We start from the raw sequence: 16,110 nt of genomic DNA, 5'->3' as shown, positions 1-16,110 counted from the left end.
CAGGTCGGTGGAGGCGGTCAACGAGCGGGCCGCGCTCTTCAGGTCGTTCTCCCATCCCGGGAGCTGGTCCGGGCTGATCCATTCACTGTAGTGCGCTGCGACGGAGAGGAACCGTGTCTCCTCCCGGGTTCGGGCTGCGACCGTCGTCGACAGCCGGTCGGCCACGTCCTTGGGCCTCAGTTCGCTTGTCACGAGACCGAACGCGAGGCTCACGAGGAGGTACCGGCCGGCTGTCTCCGCGTCGGGGAGAGGGATACCGAGTTCGTGCAGGGCTTGGACGTACAGTTCACGGATCTCGGTCTGGTCGCTCCTGCGCGGCAGGCCGGCCAGTTCGCGCAGGGCAGGCGAATCACCTCCGTCAGCGAGCACATGTGCGGCGAGCATCGGGAGTTCCTCGGGAGGGAGTACCTCTGCCACGTACTGCCAAGCGCTCTGCTGAAACTGGTCCATGCGGCCATCGTGAGGGTGACGAGACACCCTGGCCAGCCGATTACTGTTGTGGCCTCGGTTTCCACTTCCTCTGGGTCTTGCCGGGGACCTTGGTGAGCCGGGCTATTTGCCTTTGGGTGCTGTCGAGCGATCTCGGACGGCCCAGGGGCGGCCCGCTCGCGGCGCGCGACTGAATTTGCCGAAGCGACCGGAGCGATGCCGTGTGGGAGCGCCTGGATCTCCGCCGGCCAGTTCCCCGTTGTGACCTGTCGTTCCTCGCACGATCTGGCACAGGTCTGGCACCGTCGGTTCTCACGCGGCGCAGGCCGATGCGCGCTATCGGGGCGGGACGTGATGTTCAAGCCGAATGGGCAAGGCCCTCGCGAGTTACCTGCCCCCGCAGCGGTTTGCCCGTCAGCCAGCGTTCGAGTTCCGTGACCGCGTATTCGCCGAGGCGGCGTACCTCCCTGCCCTGGGCGCCGGCGATGTGGGGGGTGATCAGTACGTTGGGCAGAGCGAGCAAGGGGTGGCCGGGCGGGAGGGGTTCGGGGTCCGTCACGTCGAGGTACGCCTCCAGTCTGCCGGAGGCGCACGCGCGGGTCAGGGCCTCGGTGTCGACGATGGCGCCCCGGGCCGTGTTGACGAGTGCGCCGCCGTCGGGGATGAGTCCCAGCATCCCGGCGTCCAGGAGGCCGGTCGTCTCGGGCAGCAGGGGCGCGTGGACGCTCACCACCGCCGACCGGCGGCACAGCTCGGCGAGTTCGACGCGTTCGGCGCCCAGCCGGCGGGCCTCTTCGTCCGTCACGTACGGGTCGTTGAGGAGCAGCCGGTATCCCGCGTCGGACTGGCGCAGGCCGGCCAGGACGCCACGGCCGATGCGCGAGGCGCCGACGATGCCCACCGTGGTGCCGTCGGCGCCCGTACGGCCGGCGAAGTCCGGCCAGCCGGCGCCGTAGCGGGCCGCTGAGGTCAGGGTGCGCCGGGCGGCCAGGGTGATGAGAGCCAGCGCGTAGGAGACGACGGGACCCGCGTTGGCGTCGGCCGCCGACGACACGACGATGCCCCGCTCCCACACCGCCTCGCTCACCAGCGACTTGACGCTGCCGGCGGCGTGCATCACGGCGCGCAGGCGCGGTGCGCCGGCCAGGACGTCGGCGGTGAGACGGGGGCAGCCCCAGCCGCTGATCAGGATCTCCGCCTCGGCGAGCGCGGCGGGAAACGCGGCGGGAAACGCCGCCTGTGCGGTGGAGCGTGACGGTCCGGGGGTCAGCCGGACCAGTCCGGAGAGCCGGGTGCGCAGTTCTTCGGGCAGTACCTCGTCGGCGATGGCGGGGTCCATGACGTACACGGCCGCGGGCAGGTCGGGGGGAGCTGTCATGTGTGGTGGTTCTCCGTGGGGTCGTGCGGGGGGGGCGTCAGGCGCGCGGCAGGGGCGGGGTCATGGTCGAGGAGGGGGGCAGGGCGGGTACGGCGGCTTCGTCCCGGGTGCCGGGCGGCGCCGCGTCCTGGAGCGGGCGTTCGAGCAGATCCGTCGGCACGAGCCGGTCCGCGGTTCCATTGTCCTGAAGTTGCCTGCCGTGTGTGTGGGGCGTTCTCCTGTCGCTGCCGAGTCGCGGGCGGCCGGCGTGTGGGGGTGGGTGTGGGTCAGAGGGTGGGTCGGGGTACCGGGGCGGGGCGCTCGCAGGTGCTGGTGACCGGGAGCGCACGGCCCTGGCCCGCCGCTTCCATGAGGGTGAACATGATGTCCAGGACATGCGCCGCGAGTTCGGCCGACGCGCGGTGCGGGCGCCCGTCCGGCAGGGCCTCGGCCAGATCGGCGAGGCCGGTGCCGCGTCCCGCGTCCGGGTATCCGGCGGACACGGGCAGGGGTTCCCAGCCGTCGCCGCGGTGGATCTCGACGAGACCGTCGAAGGCGTTCGGGTCGGGCACGGACAGCGAGGCGTCCGTGCCGTGCACCTCGATGCGCGGCAGCCGGGCGGCGCGCACGTCGAAGCTCATGACGAGGGTGGACAGGGCTCCGCCCGTGTGTTCCAGGACGCCGGTGACGTGGGTGTCCACCGCCACCGGGAAGGTGTGCCCGGCGCGGGGCCCGCTGCCGATCGTCCGTTCGGCGTGCGGCCGGGAGGAGGCTCCGGTCGCACGGGCCACCGGGCCCAGCAGGTGGACGAGGGCCGAGAGGTAGTAGGGGCCCATGTCGAGTAGGGGGCCGCCGCCGGGCTGGTAGTAGAACTCCGGGTCCGGGTGCCACTTCTCGTGTCCCGCGCTGGTCATGAAGGCGGTGGCCGCGACCGGTCTGCCGATCAGGCCGTCGTCGACCGCCTTGCGCGCGGTCTGGGTGCCGGTGCCGAGGACGGTGTCGGGCGCGCAGCCGACGCGCAGTCCCGCCCCGCGCGCCGCGGCCAGCACGGCGGCGGCCTCCTCGCGATTCGCCGCGAGGGGCTTCTCGCCGTACACGTGCTTGCCCGCGGCGAGCGCCGCGAGGGCGACCTCGGCGTGGGCGGCCGGGATGGTGAGGTTGAGCACCGCGTCCACGTCGTCCCTGGCCACGAGGGCGGCGACGTCCGGTGCCACGGCCGCCTCGGGCGCCTTTCCCGTCACGGTCGCATCGGAAAAGGCCCGCACCGCTGCCGGCACGGACCCACCCCGCGTACCGAACGCCTCTGATACGCCCCACGTACCGACCGCCTCTGACACGCCCCGTGTACCGACCGCCTCGGACGCGAACCGTGTCGTGAGCGCCTCCGCCCGGCTCCGGTCGAGGTCGGTGACGGCGGTCAGCCGCAGGGACCTCAGCCGTGCCAGTGTCGAGAGGTAGGCGCCGCTGATCCTTCCCGCCCCCACGACGCCGATGCGCAACGGCGTCAGCGGCTCGCCCACAGCAGTCCCCTCTCGGTGAGGGTGCGGACCTCCGGTACGTCGAAGTCGTCGGGCTTGTGCCCGATGGTCGAGACGAACACCCGTCCGGCGCCCCAGGTCCTGGTCCACACGGCGGGCATCACCACGGGCCGGTCGTGGAGTCCGTCGGGCGGGAAGGTGGTGGTGGCCAGCACCTCGATGTGCGGGTCGGTGAGCACCCAGTACTGCTCGGTGTGTACGGCGAAGTCGGCGAGGCCCGCGATGACGGGGTGGCCGGCGTGCTCGGGCGACAGGCGGTACGTGTGATCGAGGAAGCCGGGCGGGTGCATCACGAAGGTGCCGCCGGTCAGCAGGTGGTAGCCGTGGTCGTGGAAGGAGTCGACGATGCCGCCGTGCCAGCCGGCGAGGCCGGTGCCCGCGCGCACCGCGGCGGCGAGATTGCCGCTCTGCTCCGGGGTCGCGGTCCCCATGGACCAGCACTGCACGATCAGATCGGTGGCGGCCAGGCGCTCCGCGTCCTCGTACACCGCGAGGTCCTCGGAGGTCTCGACGACGAATCCCCGCTCCTTGAGGAACGGGACGAATCCGTCGCTGATCAGTACGGGCTGGTGCCCGTCCCAGCCGCCGCGGACGACCAGCGCCCGCCGGGTGTCCTCAGTGGTCATGGTGATGGCACGCTCCCATCGGTATCGCCGCTGCTCGGGGTGGCGCACAGTGCCCTGGGAACCGGAGCGGAGGTTCTGCCTGGGGTGCTTCCGGGCTCATCCCCCCGGGCAGCCCCGGCCGCCTCCGGCCACCCCCGGCCACCCCCGGTTGCCTGCCGGAAGGAATCGGGACGTCGTCCGGCCGGAGCATAGTGAACCGGGTAGGGGGCGGGGAACCGTCCGGACCGGACCGGACCGGGCCGTTCCGGGCCGCGGCCCGGAACGGAGAGCCCCCGGTGTCCGGACCGGCGCGCACCGGTGCGCCGGACAGGTGATGCTGGGGAGCGGACAGGTCCCCGAGAAGGCCAGGAGGCTCGGCCGGTGATCGCCGTCAATCCGATGGACAGCGCCGCGGTACTGGCCGCCTTCGGTGCGCTCGGCGTCCTGGTGGTGATCTTCGCCGAGTCGGGCCTGCTGGTCGTCGGCTTCTTCCTGCCCGGTGACACGCTGCTGTTCCCGGCCGGGGTGCTGTGCGCGGGCAGCGCGGGGCAGCCGCCCCGGCTGGCGCTGTGGCAGGTGCTGGTGTGCGCGGCGGTCGGGGCGGTGGCGGGCGGCCAGGTGGGGTACCTGATCGGGCAGCACGGCGGGCGGGCACTGCTGGCGCGTACCTCCGGGCGGCGGCTGCGGGGCGCGGTCAGCCGGGCCGAGCGGCTGCTGGCGCGCTACGGCTACGGCAAGGCGCTGGTGATCGGCCGGTTCGTGCCGCTGCTGAGATCGGTGCTGCATCCGGTGGCCGGGGCCCTGGGGGTACCCGTGCGGCCCTTCACGCTCTGGCAGAGCGTGGGCGGTGTGCTGTGGTCGCAGACGCTGGTCCTCGCCGGATACACGCTGGGCGCCTCGGTCCCGCACATCGACGACTATCTGCTGCCGCTGGTGGCCCTGGTCGTCTTCCTGTCGCTGCTGCCCCTGGTGCCGGAGGCCCTTCGGGCCCGCCGGGCGCGGCGCGACACCTCCCGCTGAGGCCCGCGCCGGGCACCGCGGATACGCCGCCCGGCGCGTGCGACCCGACCGCCGGCCACCGTGATCGCCACCGGCAGCCCGGCCGGCCCGCCGCTACACCCGCACCGACCGGTACGCGACCCGACCGCCCACCACCGTCAGCACCACCGGCAGCCCGGCAAGCTCGGTGTCGGGCATCCGCAGCGGGTCGTCGGCCAGCACCGTGAGGTCGGCGCGGTGGCCCACGGCGATCCGTCCGGCGCGGTCCTCCTCACCGGCGGCCCAGGCGGCGTTCACGGTCATGCCCTGGAGCGCCTGCAGCGGGGTGAGGGCCTGGTCCGGGCCGTGCGGGGGCAGCGAGAGATCGGCCGGGCGGCGGTGCCGGGCACCGGCCATGACCTGGAGCGGCGGGTAGGGCGCGATGGGCCAGTCGGAGCCGAGGACGACCCGCGCCCCGGCCTCCCACAAATCACGGCAGCGGAACGCCCGCCCGGCCCGCTCCTCGCCGAGCCGCCGGGACCAGTTGTCGGTGTGGTCCGCCCGGGTGAACTCGCAGCAGTGGGTGGGCTGCATGGAGGCGGCGACACCGAGCGGTCCGAAGCGTCCTACGGTGTCGTCCGGGACGGTCTCGATGTGCTCCACCCGGTGACGTACGGTGCCGGGGCCGTCCGTCCGTACCGTCTCGGCCTGGGTGCCCGTCGGTGCCGTCCCGGCCTGAGTGTCCGTCCGTACCGTCGCGGCCTGGGTGCCCGTCGGTGCCGTCCCGGCCTGGGCCCGCTCGACGGAGTCCAGCACATGGCGCACCGCCGCGTCGCCGATCGCATGGGTGGCCGTGGGGACGCCGGCCCGGTGCAGGGCCGCGATCACCTGGGCGTAGCGCCTCGGATCGGGCCAGTAGGCGTGGCCCGACTCGCCGTGGCAGTCGGGGCTTTCGAGCCAGGCGGTGCCGTTGTCGATCGTGCCGTCCATGAACAGCTTCACACCCGCCACCCGCCACAGCGCGCCACCGGTGCCCTGCGCTCCGATCAGCCCGGCGACGGCGTCGTCGTCCGCCTCCGGCGGGCACCAGGGGGCGATACGCAGCCGCAGGGGCAGCGCGCCCTCGGCCTCCAGGGCGGCGTACACGCCGAGGCTGTCGCCGTTGGCGTCCATGGCGTGCCCGCCGGTGAGCCCGGACGCGGCCATCGCGGCCAGCACCTCGGCGGCCCGGGTCCGGATCTCGGCGTCGGTGGGGCGGGGGGCGACGGCCTCGACGAGTGCGCAGGCGGCGTCCTCCAGCAGCAGTCCGGTGGGCCGGCCGTCGGCGTCGCAGACGATCTGCGAGCCCTGGTCGAAGCGGCGCGGTCCGTCGACGCCGGCCAGTTCCAGCGCCCGTGCGCTGGCCAGCGCCGAGTGGGCGTCGAACAGGTCGATCAGGGCGGGCACGCCGTCGAGGACGTCCGCGAGGGGCGCGTTGCCGACCGGGGCGGTGCCGAAGGCGTTGGGGTCGAGGCCCCAGCCGCGCAGCCAGGTGCCGGGGCGCAGCCGCCGGGCCGCCTCGGCGAGCGCGGCCCGTACGGCGGCCAGGTCGCGGCAGCCGGACAGATCGACGCCCATGGTGCGCTCCGCGCCGGAGACCGGGTGCAGATGCCCGTCGGTGAGCCCCGCGGTGACCACCGCTCCGCGCAGGTCGACCACGGTGGTGCCGGGCCCGGCGACGGCGCGGGCGTCCCGGTCGTCGCCGAGGAAACTGATCCGGCCCCGCTCCGCGGCGAGCGCGGTGTGCGGCAGGATCCGGCCCGTACCGGGGTCGAGCAGCCGGGCGGAGAGCAGGACGAGGTCGGCGGGCACGGGGCTCCTTCGGTCTTCGGTCACAGGGGGGCGGGGGCGGGGCTCGGCCGGCGATTCGGCCGGCGGATCGGCCGACGGCCCGCTGACCGAGCCAGCCGCCCGGTCGGCCGCCGGCTCGGTCAGCGGGCCGGCCGACCGGTTGACCGGCGACTCAGCCGGCGGGACAGCCGACCGGTTGGCCAGCGGCTCAGCCGACGCCTCGGTCAGTGACTCAGCCAGCGCTTCGGCCGGCGTCTCAGTCAGCCGTTCGGCCGGCGACTCAGCCGGCGCTTCGGCCGGCGACTCATTCAGCCGTACGGTCGAGTGCGCCTTGTGGCAGGTCGAGTTCCCGTTCGGCGGTCGTCAGCGCCATACGGAGGACCGCCGCGGGGCGCTCGGGGGTCGCGGTGTTGGCGTGGACGCCGAGGCCGTCGAGGACGACGAGGATCTGGATGGCGGTGGTCCGCGGGTCGGCGGTGCGGAACTCGCCGGCGGCCACACCGTCCCCGATCAGGGTTTCGAGCCGCCCACGCCAGGCTGCCTCCTGCTGGGCGACCCGGTCGCGCAGCACCGGCCGGTAGCGGCTGAGGTGACGGGCGTTGATCCACAGCCGGCTGATGGCGTCGTACGCCTCTCCCGAGGTGCGGGCGAGGAAGCGGGCCAGCAGGCCGGTGGGGGTGTCCGCGGGGTGCCCGGCCGGGAGGAGGCGGTCGAGTTCCCCGGTCGCGGCGCTGCCGAACGCCTCGGCCACGAGGTCCTCCGCCGAGGGGAAGTAGTGACTGATCAGCCCGGGACGGACGGCGAGTTCCTCGGCGATCCGGCGCAGGGTGACGCACTCCAGGCCCTCGGCCAGGGCGACGGCGGCCGCGGCGTCGACGATCTCCGCCCGGCGGGCGGCCGGGTCCTTGCGAATCCGTTTGCGCTGAACGCTTGACGACATGACGGCGATGCTATTGAGTGTGCGACCAATAAGCAAATGGTCATGTGCCCAATAAGCGTCCGGGCCGACCCCACCGCTCCCGGAGGGCCTCATGGCGTCCATGCTTCCCGACCCGCACCCCGACGCGGGGCCCACGGCCGGCGACGGGATCGCCGCCGCCTCCCGGGCTCCCGGGCGCACCGGCGGCATCGAGGCCCACGGCATCGACCACATCCCGGACTCCGAACGCCGGGGCAGGCCCCGGGAGCTGTTCCCCGTGTGGGCCGCCGCGAACGTCAACTACCTGAGCCTGGTGGTGGGCGGCGCGCTGGTACTGATGGGCCTGACCCTGTGGCAGGCGCTGGCCGTGATCGTCGTCGGCAACCTGTTCTGGCTGCTCACCGGCCTGCTGGCGATCCCCGGCCCGGCGGCGGGCACGCCCAGCGAGGTCGTCACCCGGGCGCTGTACGGGGTGCGCGGCAACCGGGTGAACAACGCGGTGACCGGCTGGATGATCTCCGTCTGCTACTTCGCGCTGAACCTGGCCGCCGCCGCGACCGCCGCGTTCTCCCTGGTGGACCGGGCCGGTCTGCCGGTGAACACCGCCGTGAAGGCGGCCGTCGTGGTGCTCATCGCCGCCGTCACCCTCGCCATCAGCGTCTACGGCCATGCCGCGATCGTCCGGCTCTACGTCCCGATCACCCTCGTGCTGACGGCCGTGTTCGCGGTGCTGGGCGTCGCGGTGCTGCGGCACACCGACTTCGGCCACGCCCCCGGCCGGCCGCTGACCGGCACCGCCCTGTGGGCGACCCTGCTGGCCGGGGTCGCCCTGATCGCCTCCGGCCCCCTCTCCTACACCACCAGCGCGGACTTCTCCCGCTATCTGCCGCGCAGCACGCCCGCGAAGGCGGTGGCCGGCTGGACGGCGCTCGGCGGCTTCCTGCCGGGCCTCGTGGTGTGCGGCCTCGGCGCCTGCGCGGCGACCGCCGTCGACATGAGCGACCCGGAGTCCTCGCTGCAGCGGCTGCTGCCCGGCTGGTTCCGGCCGGTGTTCCTGCTGGCGCTGGTCCTCGGCACCATCGCGCTCAACGCGCTGACCGCCTACAGCGCGGGACTCGCCCTCCAGGCCGTCGGCATCCGCATCCGGCGTTCGCTCAGCGTCCTGGTGGACGGCGCCGTCTCCGTCTCCCTCACCCTGTACGCGCTGCTCGTGTCCGACTTCCTCGACACCGTCGGCGACGTGCTCCAGCTGACCGTGGTCCTGCTCGGCCCCAGCACCGCCGTCTACGCCACCGACATCCTGCTGCGCCGCAACCGCTACGACGGCCCCGCGCTCGCCGACGAGAGCCCCGCCGGGCCCTTCTGGTACACCGGCGGCGTCAACTGGTCGGGTGCGCTGGCCCTCGGCGCGGGCGTGACGGCGTCGGCGCTGTGCGTCGACACCGTCTACACCGGACCGGTGGCCGCCGCCCTCGGGGGTGTCGACCTGGCCCTGCCGGCGGGTCTCGTGGCGGCCTCGGCGGTGTACGCGCTCCTGATGCGGGCTACCCCGGCCGCCGGCTGACCCCGGCCGTTCACCGCCCCTCGGAGTCCTCGCGGCGCTCGCGGTCCGGGCGGCGGGGGCGGTGGACGGAGTCCAGCTCGCCCACGGCCGCGCGGATGTGCCCCGGATCCCCCGGGCCGCCACCGGCGCACCGCCACGACGGACGCCCGGCCTCCTCGCCCGGGTGCAGCCCGAGCCCGTGCACGGTACAGACCGGCCATGTCTGCCACAGACACCCCATGACCGTTTCCTGGGCCGCCTCGGCGACGGCCCACAGGGCCCCGGCCGGGGTCGACTCCGGCTCCAGCGCGTTGCCGTGCCAGTCACCGTTCGCGAGGGCCACATGGAGGACCTCGCCCGGCCCGTCCGCACCGTCCTCCCCGTCCGGCCAGCCCGGGTACGCGACGAGGCGCAGCGGAGGCTGCTCGGGCAGGGTCGCGGCCAGGTCCCGGTTGACCACGGCCAGCGCCTCGTCCCACAGGGGGTGTTCGCCCTCGGCGGTGAGACGCGGCTCGGGCTCGTCAGGGAAAGATCGGTGCATCTCCGCATCCTCGCAGGCCGGCCGGAAGGCGGTGACGGCGGGCAAGCACGCCTTCTGGACCGATCCATGACCAGCCGTGAGACTGGACCCGGTCCACGCTCCCCAGCTGTCCAGGACGGTGCCATGGAAGTCGAGACCCCGCGCGTCGAACTCACTCCGCAGGCCCAGGAACTGATCCGCCGCCTGCGTACCGCACACGGCCCGCTGATGTTCCACCAGTCCGGCGGCTGCTGCGACGGCAGCGCCCCCATGTGCTACCCCGACGGCGAGTTCCGCACGGGCGACTCGGACGTGCTGCTGGCGGAGCTGGCGGTGGAGGGCGTACCGGAGCCCGTCACGTTCTGGATGTCGCGCAGCCAGTACCAGGCGTGGAGCCACACCCGGCTGATCGTGGACGTCGTACTGGGCCGGGGCAGCGGTTTCTCCCTCGAAGCACCCGAGGGGGTGCGTTTTCTCACCCGTTCTCGCGTCGTCGACGCCTAGTCGGCCCGCCGGCCGCCCGGGTCTGGTGCACTGCCCCTGCACATAGGGACAGTTGACGAGACATCAGGAGGCACGGTGACCAGACGTCGCGGGCGTTCGGCAACGGGCAGAACGGTTCTCACGGTTGTCACGGCGTTCGGTGTGCTGGCCGGTGCGGCCCTCGCGGGGGCGGCGCCGGCCGGTGCCGTTCCGGCGGGCAGACGCGTCGCGCCGGGTGTCACCTACCGGCAGTTCGACGTCACCGCCGGGGCGGGGACGGCACGCGTCCACCTGCTCACGGTGGACCTGGCCGATCCGCACGTCCGCGTCGACCTGCTCCACCCGGGCGCGGTGGCGGCCCGGGCGACGGTCTCCCGGCTGGCGGACTCGGCCGGCGCGGTGGCCGGGGTGAACGGCGACTTCTTCGACATCACCGAGACCCAGCACCCCGGCGTGGAAGCCACCGGCGCGGCCGTCGGACCGGCCGTGGCCGCCGGGGAGGTGTTCAAGGCGGCGGTGCCGAAGGGCCAGCGGTTCGGCCCCTCGCTGCCTCCGGGCACGGCCACCGAGGACGTGTTCGGCGTGGGCACCGACCGGCGGGCCCGCCTGGACCGGCTCTCCCTGACCGGCTCGGTCACCACCCCCGAGGGCTCGCTGCCCCTCAAGGGCCTCAACCAGTACGCGCTCCCGGTGAACTCGGTCGGCGCCTTCACCGCGCGCTGGGGCACCGCCTCCCGGGTGCGTGCCGTCTGCGGCACCGACACCCAGCGTTCGGCGCCGTGCAGCGACGAGACCTACGAGGTGAAGGTGCGCGACGGCCGGGTGGCCGCCGTCTCCGACGCCCCGGGCAGCGGCACGATCCCGGCGGACACCACGGTCCTGGTGGGCCGCGAGGAGGGCGCTCGGCAGCTGCGCGAGCTGTCCGTCGGTGACCCGGTGGACATCACCCACGCCCTGGTGGCGGCCTCGTCCGAGGTGCCGTACGCCTTCGCGATCGGCGGGTTCCCGGTGCTGCGCGGCGGCGCCCCGCTCGCCGGCCTCGACGACACCACCTCGGCGGTGCGCACGTTCGTGGGCTGCACCGGCGGCGGGCGGCAGCTGCTGATCGCGGCGCTGGACGGCGCCGCCGACTACCGCACCGGCATGACCGTCGCGGAGGAGGCGGCCGTCATGCAGGCGCTGGGCGCCTCCGACGCGTTCAACCTCGACGGCGGCGGCTCGACGGAGATGGTCACCCGCGACACGGGCGCCGGAGCCGTGACGGTCCGCAACCACCCGAGCGGCGGCGCCGAGCGCCCGGTACCCGACGGCATCGGTGTCTTCTCCGCCGCCTGAGTCACGGCCGCAGGCTGCTCACCAGGTCGGCGGTCGCGGTGAGCCCGCTGTGAATGGTGGGCGCCATGCTCGTGCTGGCCAGGTAGAAGCCGAGCAGCATGCAGATCAGGGCATGGGAGACCTTCAGCGAGCAGTTGCGGATAAAGATCACGGCAAGGATCAGAAGCAGCAGCACCACAGAGATGGAAATGGCCATCGGGAACCTCCTCCGCCACGCCCCATGTGCGGCGTTCGGCCGCAAGTGTGGCGTAGCGGAGGGTTCGTCCGGGCGGCTGACATGTCCTCCGATCGTGTGGTGTTACGCGGAGGGGCGGGCGTCGAGGAAGGCTTCGAGGCCGGCGAGGTCGTCGGTGTTGAGGTAGTCGACACCGGCGGCGAGCAGTTCCGACCACAGGGCGTCCCGGTCCGGGCCCGCCGTGTCGGGGGTGGCCCAGAACCGGACCCGCTGCCCGCGCGCGTGGGCGGCGCCGGTGATGCTCCGCAGCTTCTGCCGCTCGGCGGCCGGGAAGTCGCCGGTGCCCGTCCAGGTGAAGTTCTGCGTCCAGTTGTCGCTGATCAGGGAGATGAGGGAGGCCGGGGCCGCGCTGCCGAGGTCGCTGAGCCGGCCGTCGTAGAAGGCGCGGCGCTCGGTCTGCGCCTCCATCGGGGTACGGGCCGCCCGGTCGCCGGAGACGACCACGGTGACGGGGCCGGGGTGGACGCGGCCGTGCGCGTACCGGGTGAACAGGTGCGGGTGGCGGCGCAGCGCGCGGTCGAGGGCGAGGTAGGTCGAGGAGCCCTCGGTCTTGATGTCGACGAGCAGTTGGAGCGGCCGGCGCCGGCCCCGGTAGACGGAGCCGTGGTTGGCCTCGGTCCGGGCGGCGAGCGGGGCGAGGTAGAGGGACTCCAGGGTGCGGGACGGGTCGAGGTCGGAGAGCTCGTGGCCGATCAGGAGCTGGTCGCCGACGAGGAAGATGTCGGCCTCGACGCTGCCGAAGCGGTGGTCGAGGGCGTCGGACAGGGGCCGCGGGTGGGCGTAGTCGTTGTGGGCGTGCGCCTGCCACAGCGGGCGCGGCCCGTGCCGCTGTCCGGCGGCCGGGGCGGGGCTCGCGGTCAGGGCGAACGTGCCCGCGAGGGCGGCGCCGAGGGTGGTGAGGGCTCTGCGGCGGGTGGTGAGGGCCATGCGCTGCCTCCCTGGGGGTGCCGGATGGGACCGGGGAGAGTATGGAGGCAATGACCGCGCACGTGCCCCTCTCTCGCGGGGAGTTGGCACCCTGTTCACTTCACCGGCGGGCGCGCGGGAAAGCCCGCCCCGGGCCGGGGCGGGCTTCATCGGAGGTGCGTCAGGGGGCCTGGAGATCGACCAGCCCGGCCAGCGCCGAGCGATGCGCGCCCGCCGTGCCGTAGGCGATCGAGTCGGCCTTGGCCCGCTTCAGATACAGATGGACCGGGTGCTCCCAGGTCATGCCGATCCCGCCGTGCAGTTGCAGCGCCTCCTCGGTGGCGCGCACGGCGACGGGTGCGGCGTAGGCCTGGGCGACGGCCACCGTGACGTCGGTGTCCGCACCGGTGGACAGCGCGTCGGCGGCGGCGCGGGCGGCGGCCCGGAGGCTGACCACCTCCAGCCACAGCTGGGCGAGCCGGTGCTTGAGCGCCTGGAAGCCGCCGACCTGCCGGTTGAACTGCCTGCGCTCCTTCAGGTACCGGACCGTCTCGGTCAACGCCCAGTCGGCGACGCCGAGTTGCTCGGAGGCGAGCAGTCCGGCGGCGGCCCGCAGGGCACGCCGCACGGCGGGCGCGCAGTCGCCGACGCGCCGGCCGGCCGCGCCGGCCAGGGTGACCGTGGCCAGCGGGCGGGTCAGGTCGAGGGAGACCTGCGGGGTGACCGTCGCGGCCTCGGCGGCGACCGCGTACAGCCCGCCGTCGTCGGCCGGGACGAGCAGGACGTCGGCGACCGCGGCGTCCGCGATCCCCGTCAACTCGCCGTGCAGCGTGCCGTTCTCCAGCCGTACGGTCGTGACCGGGGCGCCCGCCGCCGTGTGCAGGCCGACCGCGAGGGCGCCGATGGTGCGCCCGGAGGCCAGCTGCGCGAGCAGCTCCCGTTCGCCGCAGGCGAGCAGGGCCTCGGTGGCCACGACCGCGCTGGTGAGGTAGGGCACCGGGGCGACGGCCCGGCCCAGCTCCTCCAGTACGACGGCGGCCTCGCGGTGGGAGGCGCCCTGGCCGCCCTGCTCCTCGGGCACCAGGAGGCCGGCCAGGCCCATGCCCTCGGTGAGGGACTTCCACAGCGCGCGGTCGTGCGGGGCGTCCGTCTCGGTGCGGGCGATCACACCGGCCGGTGCGCAGTGGTCCGTGAGCAGGTCGCGGACGGCGGCGCGCAGCGCCTCTTCCTCCTCCGAGTACAGCAGGTCGGACTGCGTCGTCATCGGGCCAGGTCCTTCCATGCGACGTCCTTGTCGGTGCGCGGCTCGGCGGGCAGGCCGAGGACGCGCTCGGCGACGATGTTCAGCAGCACCTCGCTGGTACCGCCCTCGATGCTGTTGCCCTTGGAACGCAGATAGCGGTAGCCGGCGTCGCGGCCGGTGAAGTCGACGAGTTCGGGCCGGCGCAGGGTCCAGTCGTCGTACAACAGGCCCTCTTCGCCCCGGAGTTCCACCTCCAGGCCGCTGATCTCCTGGTTGAGGCGGGCGAAGGCGAGCTTCATCCCGGCGCCCTCGGGTCCGGGCTGTCCCGCGACGAGCTGCTGGCGCAGTCGCTCGCCGGTGAACCGGGCAACCTCGGCCTCCACCCACAGCTTCAGCAGCCGCTGGTGCAGTTCGTGGGTGCGCAGCGCGGGGCGCTCGCGCCAGGTCTTCGCGACCGGGCCGATCATGCCGCCCTCGCGGGGCAGCCGCATGCCGCCGATGGCGACGCGCTCGTTGTTGAGCGTGGTCTGGGCGACCCGCCAGCCGTCGCCGGCCTCGCCGAGGCGGCGGGAGTCGGGGATGCGGACGCCGGTCAGGAAGACCTCGTTGAACTCGGCCTCGCCGGTGATCTGGCGCAGCGGCCTGACCTCCACGCCCGGGTCGGTCATGTCGCAGAGGAAGTAGGTGATGCCCGCGTGCTTGGGCACGCCCGGGTCGGTGCGGGCGATGAGGATGGCCCAGCGGGCCAGGTGGGCGCTGGAGGTCCACACCTTCTGCCCGTCGACCACCCAGTCGTCGCCCTCCCGGACCGCGCGGGTGCCGAGCGCGGCGAGGTCGGAACCGGCGCCGGGCTCGCTGAACAGCTGGCACCAGACCTCCTCCCCGGTCCACAGGGGCCGCAGGAAGCGTCGCTTCTGCTCCTCGGTGCCGTACTTCAGGATCGTCGGCGCGGCCATGCCGAGGCCGATACCGATGCGGCGGGGGTCGTTGTCCGGTGCACCGGCGGCCTCCAGTTCGGCGTCCACGGCGCTCTGGAGGGAGCGCGGGGCGCCCAGTCCGCCGAGGCCCTCCGGGTAGTGCACCCAGGCGAGGCCCGCGTCGAAGCGGGCCCGGAGGAAGTCCAGGCGCCCGGTCGTGGCGGGCGGGTGCGCGGCCAGCAACTCGCTTGTGCGGGTGCGCAGTTCCTCGGCGTCGGTCATGCCGCTGCTCCGTTCCCGGGGACGACCGCGATCCGGCCCGTGGTCACCCCGTCGGCGACGCGCTGCACGGCGTCGGCCGCCTGCGCGAGCGGCACCCGCTCGCTGACGAGGGGCTTGATGGCGCCCCGCGCGGCCAGCTCGGTGAGCTGCTCGTGGCAGTGCTGGATCAGCTTCGGGTTCTTGGTCGCGTACAGGCCCCAGTGCAGGCCGAGGATCGAGTAGTTCTTCACCAGGGCGTGGTTGAGGGCCGGGCTCGGGACGGTGCCGCTGGCGAAGCCGACGACGACGATCCGGCCCTCGAAGGCCACCAGCTTGGCGGACTGGGCGTAGGCCGCGCCCCCGACCGGGTCGTAGATCACGTCGGCGCCCCGCCCGCCGGTGGCCTCCTTCACGGCGGCGACGACGTCCTCGCTCCGCCGGTCGACGACCACGTCGCAGCCCAGTTCCCGGGCGACGGCGGCCTTGTCGGCGCCGCCCACGACGCCGATCACCGTGGCGCCCGCCGCCTTGCCGAGCTGTACGGCGGCGCTGCCCACGCCCCCGGCGGCGGCGTGCACGAGCAGGGTCTCCCCCGCCTCCAGAGCGGCCCGGCGGTGCAGACCGAACCAGCCGGTCTGGTAGCCGATGTGCAGGGCCGCGACCTCGGCGTCGTCCAGCGACTCGGGGGCGGGCAGCAGGGCGCGGGCGTCGGCGAGGGCGTACTCGGCGAAACCGCCGTGGGGCAGTGCGGGGTTGGCGATCACCCGGCGGCCGTCCTCGGTCTCGCCGCAGATCTCCACGCCGGGTGTGAAGGGCAGCGGCGGACGCACCTGGTACTGGCCCCGGCACAGCAGCGCGTCGGGGAAGTTGACGTTGGCGGCGCGCACCCGCAGCAGCACCTGGCCGTCGCCGGGCGTGGGGCGCTCCACCTCCGCCAGGCGCATCACCTCGCTCGGCTCGCCGTTCTCGTGCACTTGCCATGCCTGCATGCGGGGCCTCCACGGGACTGCT

Annotated in this window: 16 protein-coding genes; 4 read left to right on the top strand and 12 right to left on the bottom strand. The window is 74.0% G+C overall.

Features of this window, described 5'->3' with window-relative positions:
* Nucleotides 1-787: 787 nt before the first annotated feature.
* The 4 genes from ACF073_RS34385 to ACF073_RS34370 form a co-directional block, all read right to left on the bottom strand.
* Nucleotides 788-1,807, bottom strand: a complete 1,020-nt coding sequence (locus ACF073_RS34385) for a hydroxyacid dehydrogenase (protein ID WP_392075392.1) — start codon at nt 1,805-1,807, stop codon at nt 788-790.
* A 37-nt stretch (nt 1,808-1,844) separates the two neighbouring features.
* A complete protein-coding gene (locus ACF073_RS34380) occupies nt 1,845-1,967 on the bottom strand; it encodes a hypothetical protein (protein WP_392075391.1) in 123 nt (40 codons plus the stop codon).
* Between the two features lie 106 nt (nt 1,968-2,073).
* A complete protein-coding gene (locus tag ACF073_RS34375; protein ID WP_392075390.1) occupies nt 2,074-3,306 on the bottom strand; it encodes a Gfo/Idh/MocA family protein in 1,233 nt (410 codons plus the stop codon).
* Entirely contained in the window at nt 3,291-3,950 is a 660-nt protein-coding gene (locus tag ACF073_RS34370; protein WP_392075389.1) for a ThuA domain-containing protein, read from the bottom strand. Before ACF073_RS34370 ends, ACF073_RS34375 begins: the two co-directional genes overlap by 16 nt.
* Nucleotides 3,951-4,310: 360 nt before the next feature.
* Between ACF073_RS34370 and ACF073_RS34365 the strand changes: the two genes are divergently transcribed.
* On the top strand, nt 4,311-4,949 hold the full coding sequence (locus tag ACF073_RS34365; protein WP_392075388.1) for a DedA family protein: 639 nt from the start codon (nt 4,311-4,313) through the stop codon (nt 4,947-4,949).
* Between the two features lie 93 nt (nt 4,950-5,042).
* Here ACF073_RS34365 and ACF073_RS34360 read toward each other — a convergent pair whose 3' ends face one another.
* Together ACF073_RS34360 and ACF073_RS34355 are read right to left on the bottom strand one after the other, a co-directional pair.
* Entirely contained in the window at nt 5,043-6,758 is a 1,716-nt protein-coding gene (locus ACF073_RS34360) for an amidohydrolase (RefSeq protein ID WP_392075387.1), read from the bottom strand.
* A gap of 283 nt (nt 6,759-7,041) precedes the next feature.
* Nucleotides 7,042-7,677 (bottom strand): TetR/AcrR family transcriptional regulator, encoded by a 636-nt coding sequence (locus ACF073_RS34355; protein WP_392075386.1) that lies wholly within the window; start codon nt 7,675-7,677, stop codon nt 7,042-7,044.
* 91 nt (nt 7,678-7,768) lie between these two features.
* On the opposite strand from ACF073_RS34355, the gene ACF073_RS34350 reads away from it, so the two are divergent.
* Nucleotides 7,769-9,220 (top strand): purine-cytosine permease family protein, encoded by a 1,452-nt coding sequence (locus ACF073_RS34350; RefSeq protein ID WP_392075385.1) that lies wholly within the window; start codon nt 7,769-7,771, stop codon nt 9,218-9,220.
* A gap of 10 nt (nt 9,221-9,230) precedes the next feature.
* Here ACF073_RS34350 and ACF073_RS34345 read toward each other — a convergent pair whose 3' ends face one another.
* The gene (locus ACF073_RS34345; RefSeq protein WP_392075384.1) at nt 9,231-9,740 is read right to left on the bottom strand and encodes a hypothetical protein; all 510 of its coding nucleotides are present in this window, start codon (nt 9,738-9,740) and stop codon (nt 9,231-9,233) included.
* A 123-nt stretch (nt 9,741-9,863) separates the two neighbouring features.
* Between ACF073_RS34345 and ACF073_RS34340 the strand changes: the two genes are divergently transcribed.
* Both ACF073_RS34340 and ACF073_RS34335 read left to right on the top strand, forming a co-directional pair.
* A complete protein-coding gene (locus tag ACF073_RS34340) occupies nt 9,864-10,223 on the top strand; it encodes a DUF779 domain-containing protein (RefSeq protein WP_392075383.1) in 360 nt (119 codons plus the stop codon).
* 75 nt (nt 10,224-10,298) lie between these two features.
* Entirely contained in the window at nt 10,299-11,537 is a 1,239-nt protein-coding gene (locus tag ACF073_RS34335; protein ID WP_392075382.1) for a phosphodiester glycosidase family protein, read from the top strand.
* Nucleotide 11,538: 1 nt separating this feature from the next.
* On the opposite strand, the gene ACF073_RS34330 is transcribed toward ACF073_RS34335, so the two are convergent.
* The 5 genes from ACF073_RS34330 to ACF073_RS34310 all read right to left on the bottom strand — a co-directional run bounded on the left by ACF073_RS34330 (nt 11,539) and on the right by ACF073_RS34310 (nt 16,088).
* Complete coding sequence (locus ACF073_RS34330) at nt 11,539-11,733, bottom strand: hypothetical protein (protein ID WP_392075381.1); 195 nt, start codon at nt 11,731-11,733, stop codon at nt 11,539-11,541.
* Nucleotides 11,734-11,835: 102 nt separating this feature from the next.
* Complete coding sequence (locus tag ACF073_RS34325) at nt 11,836-12,699, bottom strand: phosphatidylinositol-specific phospholipase C/glycerophosphodiester phosphodiesterase family protein (protein ID WP_392075380.1); 864 nt, start codon at nt 12,697-12,699, stop codon at nt 11,836-11,838.
* A gap of 160 nt (nt 12,700-12,859) precedes the next feature.
* Nucleotides 12,860-13,942: an acyl-CoA dehydrogenase family protein gene (locus ACF073_RS34320; RefSeq protein WP_392075379.1), complete on the bottom strand. Its 1,083-nt coding sequence runs from the start codon at nt 13,940-13,942 to the stop codon at nt 12,860-12,862.
* Nucleotides 13,939-15,120, bottom strand: coding sequence for an acyl-CoA dehydrogenase family protein (locus tag ACF073_RS34315; RefSeq protein WP_392075378.1), 1,182 nt, complete (start codon nt 15,118-15,120; stop codon nt 13,939-13,941). The genes ACF073_RS34320 and ACF073_RS34315 overlap by 4 nt, the downstream gene beginning before the upstream one ends.
* Nucleotides 15,117-16,088, bottom strand: a complete 972-nt coding sequence (locus tag ACF073_RS34310; RefSeq protein WP_392075377.1) for an NADPH:quinone oxidoreductase family protein — start codon at nt 16,086-16,088, stop codon at nt 15,117-15,119. The genes ACF073_RS34315 and ACF073_RS34310 overlap by 4 nt, the downstream gene beginning before the upstream one ends.
* Between the last annotated feature and the right edge of the window lie 22 nt (nt 16,089-16,110).

Origin of the sequence: Streptomyces sp. NPDC015171 (assembly GCF_043079545.1) — a bacterium.
Lineage (GTDB): Bacteria > Actinomycetota > Actinomycetes > Streptomycetales > Streptomycetaceae > Streptomyces.
Note: the sequence above shows the minus strand (reverse complement) of the source record. Positions and strands in the feature narration are given on the sequence as shown.

Bases quoted from the DNA above. Each gene is read 5' to 3' on its own strand.
- ACF073_RS34385 (WP_392075392.1), bottom strand. From the start codon at position 1,807: ATGACAGCTCCCCCCGACCTGCCCGCGGCCGTGTACGTCATGGACCCC.
- ACF073_RS34370 (WP_392075389.1), bottom strand. From the start codon at position 3,950: ATGACCACTGAGGACACCCGGCGGGCGCTGGTCGTCCGCGGCGGCTGG.
- ACF073_RS34355 (WP_392075386.1), bottom strand. From the start codon at position 7,677: ATGTCGTCAAGCGTTCAGCGCAAACGGATTCGCAAGGACCCGGCCGCC.
- ACF073_RS34350 (WP_392075385.1), top strand. From the start codon at position 7,769: ATGGCGTCCATGCTTCCCGACCCGCACCCCGACGCGGGGCCCACGGCC.
- ACF073_RS34345 (WP_392075384.1), bottom strand. From the start codon at position 9,740: ATGCACCGATCTTTCCCTGACGAGCCCGAGCCGCGTCTCACCGCCGAG.
- ACF073_RS34340 (WP_392075383.1), top strand. From the start codon at position 9,864: ATGGAAGTCGAGACCCCGCGCGTCGAACTCACTCCGCAGGCCCAGGAA.
- ACF073_RS34330 (WP_392075381.1), bottom strand. From the start codon at position 11,733: ATGGCCATTTCCATCTCTGTGGTGCTGCTGCTTCTGATCCTTGCCGTG.
- ACF073_RS34325 (WP_392075380.1), bottom strand. From the start codon at position 12,699: ATGGCCCTCACCACCCGCCGCAGAGCCCTCACCACCCTCGGCGCCGCC.
- ACF073_RS34320 (WP_392075379.1), bottom strand. From the start codon at position 13,942: ATGACGACGCAGTCCGACCTGCTGTACTCGGAGGAGGAAGAGGCGCTG.
- ACF073_RS34315 (WP_392075378.1), bottom strand. From the start codon at position 15,120: ATGACCGACGCCGAGGAACTGCGCACCCGCACAAGCGAGTTGCTGGCC.
- ACF073_RS34310 (WP_392075377.1), bottom strand. From the start codon at position 16,088: ATGCAGGCATGGCAAGTGCACGAGAACGGCGAGCCGAGCGAGGTGATG.